This is a genomic window from Enterococcus sp. DIV0970a, assembly GCF_051711265.1.
In the GTDB taxonomy this organism is placed as follows: Bacteria; Bacillota; Bacilli; order Lactobacillales; family Enterococcaceae; genus Enterococcus_D; species Enterococcus_D casseliflavus.
In genome coordinates, this window is record NZ_JBIOMF010000001.1 from 3,270,311 (window position 1) to 3,284,779 (window position 14,469).

The 14,469-nt window shown below is 43.6% G+C and carries 15 protein-coding genes; 11 read left to right on the forward strand and 4 right to left on the reverse strand.

Translation table 11 applies throughout. The features are described from left to right. Nucleotides 1-234 precede the first annotated feature (234 nt). From IGK14_RS15860 to IGK14_RS15910, 11 genes are all read left to right on the forward strand, one after another. Nucleotides 235-618, forward strand: a complete 384-nt coding sequence (locus tag IGK14_RS15860) for a hypothetical protein (protein ID WP_034696242.1) — start codon at nt 235-237, stop codon at nt 616-618. 9 nt (nt 619-627) lie between these two features. Beyond that, a complete protein-coding gene (locus IGK14_RS15865) occupies nt 628-1,041 on the forward strand; it encodes an acetyl-CoA carboxylase biotin carboxyl carrier protein subunit (protein WP_010748904.1) in 414 nt (137 codons plus the stop codon). Between the two features lie 23 nt (nt 1,042-1,064). After that, on the forward strand, nt 1,065-2,180 hold the full coding sequence (locus tag IGK14_RS15870) for a sodium ion-translocating decarboxylase subunit beta (RefSeq protein ID WP_010748903.1): 1,116 nt from the start codon (nt 1,065-1,067) through the stop codon (nt 2,178-2,180). 24 nt (nt 2,181-2,204) lie between these two features. After that, on the forward strand, nt 2,205-2,330 hold the full coding sequence (locus tag IGK14_RS15875) for an OadG-related small transporter subunit (RefSeq protein ID WP_008381833.1): 126 nt from the start codon (nt 2,205-2,207) through the stop codon (nt 2,328-2,330). A 12-nt stretch (nt 2,331-2,342) separates the two neighbouring features. Continuing rightward, nucleotides 2,343-3,338 (forward strand): [citrate (pro-3S)-lyase] ligase, encoded by a 996-nt coding sequence (gene citC, locus IGK14_RS15880; protein ID WP_438712605.1) that lies wholly within the window; start codon nt 2,343-2,345, stop codon nt 3,336-3,338. Nucleotides 3,339-3,350: 12 nt separating this feature from the next. Then, nucleotides 3,351-3,659 carry a citrate lyase acyl carrier protein gene (gene citD, locus IGK14_RS15885; protein WP_005230465.1) on the forward strand — a complete coding sequence of 103 codons (309 nt, stop codon included), beginning with the start codon at nt 3,351-3,353 and terminating at the stop codon, nt 3,657-3,659. Then, nucleotides 3,647-4,534 (forward strand): citrate (pro-3S)-lyase subunit beta, encoded by an 888-nt coding sequence (gene citE, locus IGK14_RS15890; protein WP_005230463.1) that lies wholly within the window; start codon nt 3,647-3,649, stop codon nt 4,532-4,534. The genes citD and citE overlap by 13 nt, the downstream gene beginning before the upstream one ends. Nucleotides 4,535-4,536: 2 nt before the next feature. Further along, complete coding sequence (gene citF / locus IGK14_RS15895; protein ID WP_010748901.1) at nt 4,537-6,069, forward strand: citrate lyase subunit alpha; 1,533 nt, start codon at nt 4,537-4,539, stop codon at nt 6,067-6,069. Further along, a complete protein-coding gene (gene citX, locus IGK14_RS15900; RefSeq protein WP_026008125.1) occupies nt 6,050-6,604 on the forward strand; it encodes a citrate lyase holo-[acyl-carrier protein] synthase in 555 nt (184 codons plus the stop codon). The genes citF and citX overlap by 20 nt, the downstream gene beginning before the upstream one ends. Then, nucleotides 6,601-7,992: an oxaloacetate decarboxylase subunit alpha gene (locus IGK14_RS15905; RefSeq protein WP_438712607.1), complete on the forward strand. Its 1,392-nt coding sequence runs from the start codon at nt 6,601-6,603 to the stop codon at nt 7,990-7,992. The genes citX and IGK14_RS15905 overlap by 4 nt, the downstream gene beginning before the upstream one ends. Before the next feature lie 274 nt (nt 7,993-8,266). After that, nucleotides 8,267-8,806 carry a DUF1697 domain-containing protein gene (locus tag IGK14_RS15910; protein ID WP_010748898.1) on the forward strand — a complete coding sequence of 180 codons (540 nt, stop codon included), beginning with the start codon at nt 8,267-8,269 and terminating at the stop codon, nt 8,804-8,806. 432 nt (nt 8,807-9,238) lie between these two features. Here IGK14_RS15910 and IGK14_RS15915 read toward each other — a convergent pair whose 3' ends face one another. The 4 genes from IGK14_RS15915 to IGK14_RS15930 all read right to left on the reverse strand — a co-directional run bounded on the left by IGK14_RS15915 (nt 9,239) and on the right by IGK14_RS15930 (nt 14,421). Beyond that, complete coding sequence (locus IGK14_RS15915) at nt 9,239-10,108, reverse strand: ROK family protein (protein ID WP_010748897.1); 870 nt, start codon at nt 10,106-10,108, stop codon at nt 9,239-9,241. Between the two features lie 51 nt (nt 10,109-10,159). Beyond that, on the reverse strand, nt 10,160-11,152 hold the full coding sequence (locus tag IGK14_RS15920) for a LacI family DNA-binding transcriptional regulator (RefSeq protein ID WP_010748896.1): 993 nt from the start codon (nt 11,150-11,152) through the stop codon (nt 10,160-10,162). A gap of 176 nt (nt 11,153-11,328) precedes the next feature. Then, on the reverse strand, nt 11,329-12,813 hold the full coding sequence (locus IGK14_RS15925; RefSeq protein ID WP_010748895.1) for a glycoside hydrolase family 32 protein: 1,485 nt from the start codon (nt 12,811-12,813) through the stop codon (nt 11,329-11,331). Then, on the reverse strand, nt 12,814-14,421 hold the full coding sequence (locus IGK14_RS15930; RefSeq protein WP_002323465.1) for an ABC transporter substrate-binding protein: 1,608 nt from the start codon (nt 14,419-14,421) through the stop codon (nt 12,814-12,816). It lies immediately after the preceding gene. Nucleotides 14,422-14,469 lie beyond the last annotated feature (48 nt).

Genomic DNA, 14,469 nt, shown 5'->3' on the forward strand with positions numbered 1-14,469 from the left:
TAAACAATCAAGAAATAGAAAAAAAGACCCGTTTAAAAAAAGAACAGCAAAAAAACAATTTCTCTTTTCAAATCTTATTTTTCGTTTAAAAAGTTCTTAACAGAATATTAACGCAATAAAAACCTTGATAAATCAACGTTTATCTCGGTTTTTCGCTCTTTTTTAAAAAAAGGAACACTGAAAAAACAATTTTTAGCCGAAATAAATCTCGCTGATTGAACGGGAGTTTCTATAATGAAAGGGAACGAATCATTGAGAAAGGAGAAACCCATGAATCTTATTAAAAGATTGTTCAAAAAAACGCATGATGAACCTGATGCGGCTGTCAGCTCCCCTTTGAAGCCACAGGAAATGATAACGGATCCACCCGCGTCTGATTGGCAAGAAGTGTCGAGCTATCAGCCAGCGCCTGCAGAAGATTATCCATTAGTCAGTCTGATAGCCGCCGCACTAGGGGCTGAATGTTACCCTGAAAGTCAGTTTGTCATTCGAAGAATTGAGAAGCGTAATCCTGATTTTAGGCGAGTCGCCCTGATTGCTGCCAGTATTGCCGCAGGAGAGCTGCCTGATTCTCAGTTCACAATCAAAAAAATAGCCAAAAAAAATGAAAACAAGTGAGGGAAAAACATGTTACGTAAATTTAAAATAGCGATCGATGGGCAAGAATACCTTGTCGAAATGGAAGAAATCGGTGCGCCGCAACCTACCACTCCTGCCCCAGCAGTGCCAACACCGGCTCCCGCAGCGGTACCTGCTCAACCAGAGGCAGTCAGCACACCAGAACCAGAAGTAGCACCGCAGCCAGCGCCAGCTACGCTTCCTGCTGATGGCGAGCCGATTCATTCTCCGATGCCGGGAACGATTTTACGTCTCTTGGTCAATGTAGGTGATACTGTACAAGAAAATCAGTCGTTGATGATTTTAGAAGCCATGAAGATGGAAAATGAGATCGTGGCACCAAAAGCAGGAACCGTGGTTGCGATTGCAGTCAATGCGGGCGACATGGTCAACCCAGGAGAACTGCTGATTACGATCGGCTAATTTATTGAAAAGGAAGTGACGTAGTGGAAACGTTAATTGAAGGTGTAGTCGGGTTAGGATCGGAGCCGGGACGGATCGTTATGATGTTCATCGGTGGTCTATTAATGTATTTGGGGATCAAGAAAGAATATGAACCGACCTTATTAGTACCCATGGGATTGGGCACGTTGTTAGTGAACTTCCCGAACTCAGGTGTGTTAAGTGCTGGCGGAGAAGCTGGCCCGTTCCAAGTATTGTTTGATATGGGGATCTCAACTGAATTGTTCCCCTTGCTTTTGTTTATCGGGATTGGCGCGATGATCGATTTTGGTCCCTTGCTGCAAAATCCATTTCTTTTGTTGTTTGGCGCTGCTGCGCAATTCGGGATCTTCTTTACGATCATCGTTGCCGTGTTGCTTGGTTTTGATTTAAACGACGCAGCTTCCATCGGGATCATCGGCGCTGCTGACGGTCCGACTTCGATTTTTGTCGCAAATACGCTGAACTCGAAATATATGGGTGCGATCATGGTAGCAGCTTACTCTTACATGGCGCTAGTACCGATCATTCAACCGGTTGCCATCAAAGCAGTGACGACCAAGCATGAACGAAAAATTCGTATGTCGTATCGTGCCGGCGAAGTTTCGCAAACGGCCAAAATTTTGTTCCCGATCGTGATCTCGATCGTAGCAGGGTTGATTGCGCCTGTTTCATTGCCACTGGTTGGATTTTTGATGTTCGGGAATCTCTTGCGGGAATGTGGTGTCTTGGATCGTTTGTCCATCACTGCTCAAAATGAACTAGTGAATATCATTAGTATCCTCCTAGGTTTATCAATTTCTGTGAAAATGCAATATGAAGAATTCTTACAAGTCGATACATTGATGGTTATTGGTTTAGGGCTGGTTGCCTTCGTGATGGACTCGGTCGGCGGCGTGTTGTTTGCGAAAGTGCTGAACTTGTTCCGTAAAGAAAAAATCAATCCAATGATCGGTGCCGCTGGTATCTCTGCGTTTCCAATGTCTAGTCGGGTCATCCAAAAAATGGCGACAGATGAAGATCCGCAAAACTTTATTTTGATGCATGCAGCCGGTGCCAACGTTTCAGGACAGATTGCTTCGGTCATCGCCGGTGGCTTACTGCTGGCACTGATTGCTTAGGTCACTAGAAAGGAGAGGAAAACTATGAGTCAAGATTTACTGACTTCATTTGAATTGTTGTTATTCGGTTGGGGCGGCGTCTTTGTCGTGATCCTGATCATCTACTTCGCATCCTTGCTTTTGTCGAAGCTCTTCCCAGTAAAAAAATAAAGAAGGCATTGTATGTATACCCTGAAAAGAATCTGGCTGCAAAAAGATCCAGAAGTCTTTTTGCAATGGCAAAAATTGATCACCCGTGCTGGCTTAGCCGTCGGTGAAGAGGTAGCCTATACCGTTGGCATTTTTGACCAGCAAACCTTGATTGCTACTGCTTCTTGCTATACCAATATCATCAAGTATGTAGTGGTCTGTGAAAAAAGACGCTCCGAACAGCTGTTGACGCAATTGATTTCGCACCTTAGCGATCATATCAAAGACGAAGGCTTCACCAAGTCCTTCGTCTATACAGCACCGAAAAACCGCCTGTTTTTTGAATCCCTCGGGTTTCGTGAAGTGCTGGCAGCACAAGACATCTTGTTCATGGAACAAGGCGTTCCTTCTTTTGAAAGCTATGCCCAACAGCTGCAACGGCAGCGAATTGGACAAAACAACGGCGCGATCGTCATGAACGCTAATCCTTTTACTAAAGGACATTTGTACTTAGTCGAAACGGCTGCGAGTCAAAAAGAACAGGTTTATGTGTTCGTTTTATCAGAAGACCGCTCGCAATTTTCTGCCAGCGAACGGCTGCAGATGGTGACGGATGGTATGGCTCATCTGCCAAATGTAACGGTGCTGACGACCAACAACTATCTCGTCTCTTCGGCGGTCTTTCCCAGTTATTTCTTGAAAGAGCAAGCACCTGAGGCGATCGCCAAAAAACAAGCCGCCTTTGATGCAACCCTCTTCAAAGAAAAAATTGCCCCGCTGTTGACGATCACTACGCGTTTTGTAGGCTCAGAGCCTTACTCGCCCGTGACCCAACTCTACAACGAGGCAATGGCTGCCGTTTTTTCACCCGAGCTTGAACTGATCGTGATCGACCGTCTGAAGATCAACCAATCAACCGTTTCGGCTACAAAAGTCCGGAAAGCGATTGCAGAAAAAGATTTACTTTCCTTGCAGCAATTTTTACCAGAAACAACGTTCTCATTTTTAATGCAGCATAACTATATTTAGAGGTGATAATAAGTGGAAATCAAAAAAAGTGCGGTTGCTGGCTCTGTTGAATCCAGTGATATCTTAATCGCGATCGAGCCTACCACAACCCAAACCATCGAGCTGACCCTCGATAGCAGTGTCGAAAAACAATTCGGCAAACAAATTCGCGCCGTCATCCTTGAGACGCTGAACCATCTAGGCGTGACACAGGCCAAAATCACTGCCACCGATAAAGGCGCATTGGACTGTACCATCAAAGCCCGAACTCTGACCGCCGTTCATCGGGCCGCCGAACAAGAACAGTATGCTTGGAAGGAGATCGACACATGGAACGTTTAAGAAGAACGATGATGTTTGTACCAGGAGCCAATGCTGCCATGCTACGGGATGCACCATTGTATGGCGCCGATTCCGTTATGTTTGATTTAGAAGATGCGGTCTCCTTGAATGAAAAAGACTCCGCTCGGACACTGGTGCATTTTGCCTTAAAAACCTTTGACTATTCTGCCATCGAAACCGTCGTACGCATCAACGGCCTCGACACGGTGGGTGCCCTTGATATCGAAGCGATGGTCCTAGCGGGGGTCAACGTCATTCGTCTACCGAAAACCGAAACCGCCCAAGACATCATTGACGTTGCCGCTGTGATCACACAAGTAGAAGAAGAAAACGATCTGCCTGTAGGAACCACCAAAATGATGGCTGCCATCGAGTCTGCCGAAGGCGTTTTAAATGCCCGAGACATCGCTACAGCTTCCGATCGTTTGATCGGGATCGCTTTAGGGGCAGAAGATTATGTCACCAATATGAAAACCCGTCGCTACCCAGATGGGCAAGAATTGTTGTTTGCCCGCAGTATGATCTTGCATGCAGCTAGAGCTGCGGGGATCGCCGCTATCGATACCGTCTTTTCTGATATCAATGACACAGATGGCTTTATTGCTGAAACGACTCGCATCAAGCAACTTGGTTTTGACGGAAAATCAGTGATCAATCCACGGCAGATTCCCCTAGTCAATGGGATCTATGCGCCTTCAAAAGCCGAGATCCAACAGGCCAAAGAAGTGATCTGGGCCATTCGCGAAGCCGAAAGCAAAGGCTCTGGTGTTATCTCCTTGAATGGCAAAATGGTCGATAAACCAATCGTTGAGCGAGCGGAACGCGTGATCGCCCTTGCCAAAGCAGCGAAATTGATTACCGAGGAGGAAGTGTAATTATGGTGTTAAACAAAGCAGGAAAAGACATCCCTGAATGCTATGCCAACCAATACGGGGTCTTTGAAAATGAAACAGCCAATATCCATGCCTACAAAGAAGCGAGTCGCAAGATCGAGCCAGTCCTGCCAGGCAAGAGCAAGGTCGTGGGCAGTATTCGTGAAGCCATTGAAAAAACAGGGCTAACGGACGGCATGACGATCTCCTTCCACCATCATTTTCGCGAAGGGGACTTTATCATGAATCTCGTTTTGGACGAGATCGCAAAAATGGGCATCAAGAATCTTGCGATTGCCCCTAGTTCCATCGCCAATGTCCATGAACCATTGATCGGACATATCAAATCTGGGGTCGTGACCAATATCACCTCCAGCGGTCTGCGGGACAAAGTCGGTGCCGCAATCTCCGAAGGCATTATGGATGCCCCAGTCATTATCCGTTCTCATGGCGGTCGGGCTCGTGCGATTGCCGCCGGCGATATCCACATCGATGTCGCTTTCTTAGGAGCGCCTAGCTCAGATGCGTATGGCAATGCTAATGGTACTGTAGGAAAAGCAACCTGCGGCTCATTGGGCTATGCGATGGTCGATGCAAAATACGCCGACCAAGTCGTGATCATCACCGACACCCTTGTGCCGTTTCCAAATACCCCAATCAGCATTCCCCAAACGGATGTCGATTATGTCGTGGAAGTCGACGCCATCGGTGATCCTGCAGGGATCGCAAAAGGCGCGACCCGCTTTACCAAAAATCCAAAAGAATTGCTGATTGCTGAGTATGCAGCCAAGGTCATCACCAGCTCGCCTTATTACCAACAAGGCTTCTCCTTCCAAACTGGAACAGGTGGTGCCGCATTAGCTGTTTCTCGTTTTTTACGCGAAGCAATGATCAAAGATGAGATCAAAGCTAGCTTTGCCCTTGGCGGCATTACCAATGCCATGGTGGAACTGTTAGAAGAAGGATTAGTGGAAAAACTGATCGATGTCCAAGACTTCGATCATCCTTCCGCACAATCGCTAGGGAAAAACGCCAATCATTACGAGATCGATGCCAATATGTATGCCTCACCGTTAAGCAAAGGGGCGTTTATCAATCAATTGGATACCGCCATTCTTTCCGCATTGGAAGTCGACACGAATTTCAACATCAATGTCATCACCGGTTCTGACGGTGTGATCCGCGGTGCTTCTGGCGGCCACTCAGATACCAGTATGGCGTGCAAAATGAGCTTAGTGATCGCTCCTCTCGTGCGGGGACGGATCCCAACGATCGTCGATACCGTCAACACGATCGTCACGCCAGGCGCCAGCATTGATGTCGTTGTCACAGAAATCGGGATCGCCATCAATCCTGCTCGCAAAGACCTGATCAGCCATTTTGAAGCATTGGATATTCCCCAATACACCATTGAAGAGCTAAAAGAAAAAGCCTACAGTATCGTGGGTCAACCCGAACCAATCAAGTACGGGGAAAAAACCGTCGCTTTGATCGAATACCGCGATGGCACGATCATTGATGTGGTCAAAAATGTCTGATGCCCTATTTTCAGGAACCCCTGTGACGCTAACCGACATGCTGCAGGCGCGAGAAAATAGAAGCTCCCTTCAACGGGAGCTTCTCGCTGCAGATGAAAAAGCGGCATTACTTGTTGCCACCATGAATATTCCTGGTCCCGTGAAAAATTCTGCCCCATTGACCGCAGTTTTTGAAGAACTCATTACGGAAATCGAAGAGGTCGTCAAGGAACTAATTCCACTGGCAAACCTCTACCGCAGTTTGGAGACCGGACCAGAATATTATCTCGTACTGCCCACAGATCCTTATGAACTAAAACGAATGATGGTTCAGATTGAGACCAATCATCCTTACGGCCGGTTGGTGGATCTGGATGTCTTAACCAAAACCCAAGACCAGCTTTTACCTATCAGCCGCACCGAAATTGGACTGCCTGCAAGAAGCTGCTACATCTGTGAACAAGACGCCAAAGTTTGTGGCCGTTCTAGAACCCATAGCGTAGCAGACATGCAGCAGCAGATCCGTAAAATCATTCAGGAAAGAGTGAAAGAATGAAAAAAATCCAATTTACCGAAACCGTCTTGCGGGACGGCCAACAAAGTCTGATCGCCACGCGAATGCCTACCAGCGATATGCTGCCGATTTTAAAAACCATGGATCAAGCAGGCTATCATGCCCTTGAAATGTGGGGCGGCGCGACCTTCGATGCTTGCCTGCGTTTTTTAAATGAAGACCCATGGGAAAGATTGCGCGCAATCCGCAAAGAAGTGAAAAAGACCAAACTGCAAATGCTCTTACGGGGACAAAATCTCTTAGGCTACAAAAACTATGCCGATGACGTCGTTGCTGACTTTGTGACCAAATCGGCCGAAAACGGCATCGACATTCTTCGTTTGTTTGATGCTTTAAATGATGTCCGCAATTTGGAAACTGCCATCCGTGCCACAAAAGCAGCCGGTGGACACTGTCAAACGGCGATCTCTTATACTACTAGCCAGATCCATACCGTGGATTACTTCGTTGACCTTGCCAACAAAATGGCAGACCTCGGCGCAGATTCTATCTGTATCAAAGATATGGCAGGCGTTTTGACGCCGCAAACCGGCTACGAGTTGGTCAGCCGAATCAAAGACGCGGTCGATCTGCCGCTGGAAGTCCATACCCATGCCACCAGCGGCATTGCTGAGATGACTTACTTGAAAGTTGCGGAAGCTGGCGCAGACATCATTGATACTGCCATCTCCTCTTTTGCTGGCGGCACCAGTCAGCCAGCGACCGAATCTGTGGCGATCGCCTTAGAAGATTGCGGCTTTGCTACTGGACTTGATTTGCAGAAAGTCGCTGAGATTGCAGAACATTTCAATCCCGTTCGTGATCGTTTCCGTGAAGAAGGGCTGCTGAATCCAAAAGTCAAAGACATCGAACCCAAAACCTTGATCTATCAAGTACCTGGCGGCATGTTGTCGAACCTACTCAGCCAATTGACGGAACAAGGATTGCAAGACAAGTATGAAGAAGTCCTAGCAGAAGTACCAAAAGTCAGAGCGGACTTGGGCTATCCACCGCTAGTGACCCCATTGTCGCAAATGGTCGGCACTCAAGCCTTGATGAATGTGATTTCAGGAGAACGCTACAAACTTGTCCCAAGTGAGATCAAAGATTACGTCAAAGGACTTTATGGACAATCGCCAGCACCCATCAGCGACGAAATCAAAGAAACAATTATCGGAGATGCTGAAGTGATCACTGTCAGACCAGCTGATCTACTGGCACCGCAATTGCCAGCCTTCAAGGAAGAAATCGCTGAGTATGCCAAAAGCGAAGAAGACGTGCTGATGTACGCCCTCTTCCCTCAGCAAGCCCAAGACTTTTTAGGCCGACGAGAAGATCCCTTTTATGATGTCCCCGTACAGACAGTGTCTGTGAAGATTGCGGTGGATTAACAATGAAACCAGAAATAGAGAAAACAACTTTAAGTGCCCCTCACAAATTCGCTTGCTTTAGCAAATTTGTGAGGGGTATTACCATCTATAGGCTGTTTCTTCGTTTTTACTAATCAGCAGTGCAAAAATACGTACGCCACAGCCACTCCACCAATAAGCTTGCATTAATCGCTTCTCGCTCACGTATTTTGGGTAGCTGAGAAGCCAGGATTGTGCTTCCGCTCCATCCATTCTATAATCAGCTAAAAGAAGCGTTTTAAAGGAGGGTCTAGCCATGCAACGATACATCGCTTTATTAAGAGGCATCAATGTCGGTGGAAAGAACAAAATTTCTATGAAAGAATTGAAAGCCGGTTTTGAAGAACTAGGGTTTAGAGATGTGGTCACTTATTTGAATAGCGGCAATGTGATTTTTTCCAGTGAAGGGTATGATCCACAAGCCCTTGCCGAAATGATTAAAGCAATGGTCAAACACGACTTTTCCTTTGATATCGCTATTTATATCATTCGCCAAACAGAGCTGCAGGAACGCTTGACCCATATACCTGACTGGTCAGGAACGGAAGATAAAACCATCTATGACAACCTGATCTTTTTGATGCCTTCACTGACCTACGAGGTGTTATCTGAAAAACTCGGGGCTCCAAATGCCGACCTTGAACAGGTTTTCCCTTACAAAGACGTCGTCTTCTGGTCCTACATCCGCAAAGACTATCAAAAAACCAATTGGTGGAAAAAAACAGCCGGCACCAGCGTCGGTAAACAGATTACGATTCGGACCATCAATACCGTACGGAAGATTGCGGAGCTGTGAGGAATAGCAAGCCTTCTAATAATTATAAAACCCGTCAGGCAGACTCTTCTGACGGGTTTCTTATAACATTCTAATGTCTCATTAGTTCTCGTTACTACTATTCGTGACGCGCTTTAACTGACGTTAAGTTTCTACGCAATCATCCCAACTAGAAGCAATAAACTACCGAGAAGAATAATAGATTTTCACATCGTGTATTTCTATACTGAATATCTATGATAAAACAAAACCCAAGCATTAAGAAGCAATTTGAGGCAACTAGACAATAGTATAGAACGAAAGAAAAAATTCTTATTCGCAACATTCGATTACGAAAAAGATACATATGAACATCTATTATTAGCCATCCTTTTTTCTAGCTCACATTTTAGTTAACCTTTTTATCTATCCTAACTGCTATAAAAACTCTCTCACACGTTCTTTAACATGCTGCTATTGTTCCAACTTCTTTATTGCTAAAGCTAAGCAGCCGATCAAACCTGCATCGTCAGCAAGCATTGGAGTTAGTAGGTATTCTTCGAGAGTAGGGGTATCCACATAGGAACCCATTTTTTCTTTAAACGCTTGGCGAATCAACTCGAGTAGTTGTGGCTGTTTCATTACACCCCCACCTAAAATTATTACTTCCGGTGCATATAGTAAAGTTGTGTTATACACACACTGAGCAAGATAATCTGCCTCAATCGCCCAATAAGGATGATCAAATGAAATGGTTTGGGCTTTTCTTCCAAAGCGTTTTTCAATCGCGGGTCCTGAGGCTAACCCTTCCAAACAATCATGATGAAAAGGACAGATCCCTTCAAATTGATCTTCATTATGACGTTGTAAGAGCATATGTCCCATTTCAGGATGACTGAAACCTGCGACTATTTTTCCATCGACTACAGCACCACCACCAACACCAGTACCAACGGTGTAATACAGAACACTATTTTTACCTTTTCCATAACCTGCCATATATTCTCCATAACAAGCAGCATTTACATCGGTAGTCCAATAGATGGGAACCGACAAGGCGTTTTCCAAAGCTCCTACAAAATGATAATTTTGCCAAGCTACCTTCGGAGTGTTGGTGATATATCCGTAAGTTCTTGATTCGATTTGAATATCAATAGGCCCAAATGCTCCTACACCAATTGATGCGATATTTCCTTTGTACTTATCAAAGAAATCAAACACTTGCTTCATCGTTTCTTCTGGTGTTGTGGTTGGAAAGCTTTTCCGTTCTATCACTTGTAATTGTTCATTACCAATCCCACAGACAAACTTTGTTCCACCAGCTTCTATTCCACCATATAACATTTTATCTACACCTTTCATTCACTCATTTTCAAAAAAAGAAACGTATTTGCACTAAGCAAAATCGTTTCTCACTAAAGGTTTCGTTGTGCCACCTTCGCCAAATTTAATCGGCAATACGGTACGTTTTTCTACTGTCTCTCCATTAATGACAGCAATTAATTTTGCCACTGCCACTTCCGCCATTTGCTTTGTAGGTTGGGCAATCGTTGAGACTAGATAAGGATCTCCTTCTGTCATCTTTTGACCATCAAATCCGATAACTTGGACATCCTCTGGTACGTTTTTCCCTATTTTTTCAAGCATATCAATGACAGCTAATGCCATTGGATCGTTGATCGTAAAAATACCATCGATATCGGGATTCTCTAACAAAAAATTTGTTACACGTTCTGAGAGATGGTCTAAAGGTTCTAACATATCTAACGCTTTATAGGAAATCCCCAATTGACGGCACTCAATCTCAAAATATTTTCGACGACTCTTCGTTTCATTCGGTGTTTCTTGGTACCCACCGATATATGCTACATTCTGACATCCTCGGCGATAAAGTTCATTTGCAGCCAAACGTCCACCGGCCGCATTGTCAGCGGTCACATAAATCACCTCTTCAGTGAAATAACGGTCAATACTAACAAAAGGCAGATTACTCGAAATGTATTCATCGATATCTGAATAAGTAATTCCAATGATGCCGTCTACTTTATTTTGACTGACCATCTGGATATATTCTTGTTCTTTTTCACTATTCCCACTGGAGTTACACAAATAAAGCTTGTAGTTTTGTCTTTCTAATGCTGTTTCTACATGGTAGGCAAATTCGCCAAAAAATGGATGCCATACAGTGGGTAGAATCAAAGCAACCGTGTTCGTATGCTTCATCTTTAACCCCCGGGCATAAAAATCTGGCTGATAGTTTAACTCTGTCATTGCTGCTTCAACTTTTTCTCTAGTAGAAGCTTTAACAGAACCGTTATTCAATACCCGGGAAACAGTTCCTACTCCGACACCTGCTAATTTTGCGACATCTTTCATTGTTGCTTTCATAGTTGATCCCTCACATTTCTGCACAAGTTTAGTATAATGAATTTTGTCATAAATTACTAATTTTTTCAAAATACTAATAGCAAAACCATGGGAAATCTAGCTATCTGTTCTTTTCTAAAAACATTATCCTTCAAAACCTATTAAATAATTGATACATCGCCTAAGCAATCAAACATTTATTTCACACTCGCTGTTTCAAAAGCTTGAATACGACTTTCTCCAATCGAATGAAACAAGATATCTCGAGCTTTTTCCAGCTCATAGAAAGTAGCCGTCATAACTTCTAACCCATTAATAAAGACTTCAACTGATGAGGTATCTCTAAAAATCTCAAGAACGAGCTGATTATCAATCAAAGGTACTTCAACTTTTCGGACATTCAGAGGGTCTTCTTCCGCCCCTGTAAGCTCTCTTCCTAGTTTCTGACGATCCAATTCAAAAACCTGTGTAGCAGTGTCATAGGCTAGTTTGAGACAATCCGTCTTAGACCGCAGTAATTCAATTGTAAAAACTTCTGCTTTCTCCAAATCTGCGACTAGATGTAAATATGAAGAATCCGACAGTGCGTTTCGAAATACGACTGATGTGTCAGTCACTGCGATATTTTCACTGCCTTGTTGATAAACTAAATGACTATATACAGTTGAGATGGGTTTTTGTACCAATCGATTTTTTTTCACTCTTAACTCTCGGGGCAAACTCATAGAGCCTGCCCAAAGATGGCCTAACTCATGTGTAGGCAATGTACGATCCCACATCTGCATCCAAGCAATCATCACCCGTCCGCCATTAGGATCTGTTGTTGTTTGTGGTGCATAAAAATCCATTCCAAAATCCATTTCATGGAAATTATCAACTATCATCTGACCTGTTTCCCAGTCTACCTCACCAATACAAGCCATGGTAGAACTGATATTATGATATTCCAGTCCGTTCTTCTTGATTTGTATCGGTGACATGATTAAGACATCTCGTCCGTCTAAATGGAATAAATCAGGACATTCCCACATTATTCCTTGCTCTGAAGTCCCTTCTAGTAACACAGAGTAAAAGTGCCAAGTATACAAGTCTGATGATTGAAACATCACTATTCTACCAGTAGACTGTGTAGATTTAGTAGCTACTACCATATAGTAAGCATCGTTGTGAACAATTACTTTAGGGTCACGAAATTCTTGTATCAACCCATTTTCACCTAATTGTTTATCTGCTACCACAGGATTACCACTGTATTTGCTAAAATGAATACCATCTTCAGAGACCGCCAAACATTGATGCTGATGGCTAATACCATCAATTTCTTGACAGCCTGTATAAAATAAATATAGTTTTCCGTCTCTTTCAATTGCACTTCCTGAAAAACACCCGCCGCTGTCATAAGGTTGATCTGGGGCTAACGCTACTGGTAGATCTTCCCAATGGACCAAATCACTACTGCGCGCATGTCCCCAATGCATGGGCCCCCATCGACTATCGTAAGGATAGTATTGATAGAAGAGATGGTAATGCCCTTTGTAATATATAAACCCATTGGGGTCATTTATCCACCCGATGGGTGCGGAAAAATGATAGTTTTGTCGATACTGAGGGTTAACTTTTCCTCGCATCATTTCAATAAATCGATTTGCTTTATCCAAAATCGCCGTTTCTTCTACTAACACTTATTGTGCTCCCTTCAAAAAATTATCATAGCCAGTTTGTTTTATTTGAATCCATTCTTCCAAACCTACACGTTCCAATTCAGCAAGGTATTCTTCCCATTCTTCATCGATTTTACCGCCGGTGATCCACTCTGCTCTTTTGCGATAGATGTAATCCCACATATCCGTTTCGATTTTTGCTAATCGATCTGTTTCTTCTTTTTCTAAAAAGACACGTGGATAGATATTGTCTTCTGTAATATATGGCAAATACGTGTCATGCATCAAATCTAAACGCCACTTCGCATCATCTGGCATAGTCGTGACTGTGCCGTAATAAGAATCAAGAACTGCTAATGGTCCTCCAGCTTCGGTTTTTTGTCTTAGTTCCCCCGGTGCTGTCCCCTCTAAAGGCAAATGTTTTAACATACCATCCTTTAATTCAAAAATATTCGCCTGTGCTTCATCACCGTAGGTTCCCCAGTTATTTTGGACAGACTGTAACGGTTCATACATTTTATCTATCCACCTAGCTGTAAGTTCCAAGTTTTTATTCGCACTAGTAATTACGAAACGATCTCTTGAGAAACCCATGCCATTCGTACGAGTAACGTGTTTCGTTCCATCTGGTCCCGCTAAGACTGGCAAGACGTCATAACTATCATCTGCACCCGTGATATTTGCTTTATCCCAAGTAAAGTACACGCCATACTTATGTTCTTTCCCTTTGGCAACATACGTATTCCAATCTTGTTCGAAAGCCTCTTTATCAATAAGACCTTTATTATTCATTTCATTGAAATATTTGATGGCTTCTTTATACCCTTCTTTGTTAGCAGTAAATTGTACCTGGCCATCGTTATCAACGACTAAGTGGTCATCATTATCACCTAGACCGAATGCCCCCATTAAAAATTTTAAGTCTTCGTTTCCTCCATTGTTAATAAAGCTAAAAGGAATTTCATCTGCTTCACCATTACCATTTGGATCTTGCGTCTTGAAAGCCTCCAACACAGTCATCAACTGATCAGTGGTTTGCGGCATTTCAAGACCTAAATTATCCAACCACTCCTTGTTGATCCAAGCCATCCCATTTACTGTATGAATCGACTCTTTTCCTTCGCCTAATTCTTCAATCCAAGGCATAGAGTAAATGTGACCATCAGGTGCAGTAGACATTTGTCGGTATTCGGGGTTTTCATCAAAAATTTTCTTCAGATTTGGCATATAATCTTCGATCAAATCTTCAATCGGTACAATAACACCACTTTCCGCCCAGTTTAATAAATCATAGTCACCTGCAGCGGCGTTGAAGATGGCATCTGGTAAATCACCACTAGCGATATCCAAATTTCTTTTTTCGGCAAAATCACTACTGTAGTTTGTCCAATCAATATGGAGATTGGTCTCTTCTTCTAATCGTTGGAAAATCAATTTGTCATTAGGATCATTGGGAGCCAAAGGGGCACTTTGAGACATCATTTTTAAAGATACTTTTTCTTTCAATGGAAAAGAGACATTTTCTAGTTCATAATCAGGGCTTGATGTACTCTTTTCTTTTGAGCCTCCACAAGCCCCCAAAATTAGTACGGAAGTAAAAACGATTGGCAGCATCCATTTTGCTTTCATCTTAAAATCTCCTTTATAATTTTTATTCATACAAATAGTGAACAATAC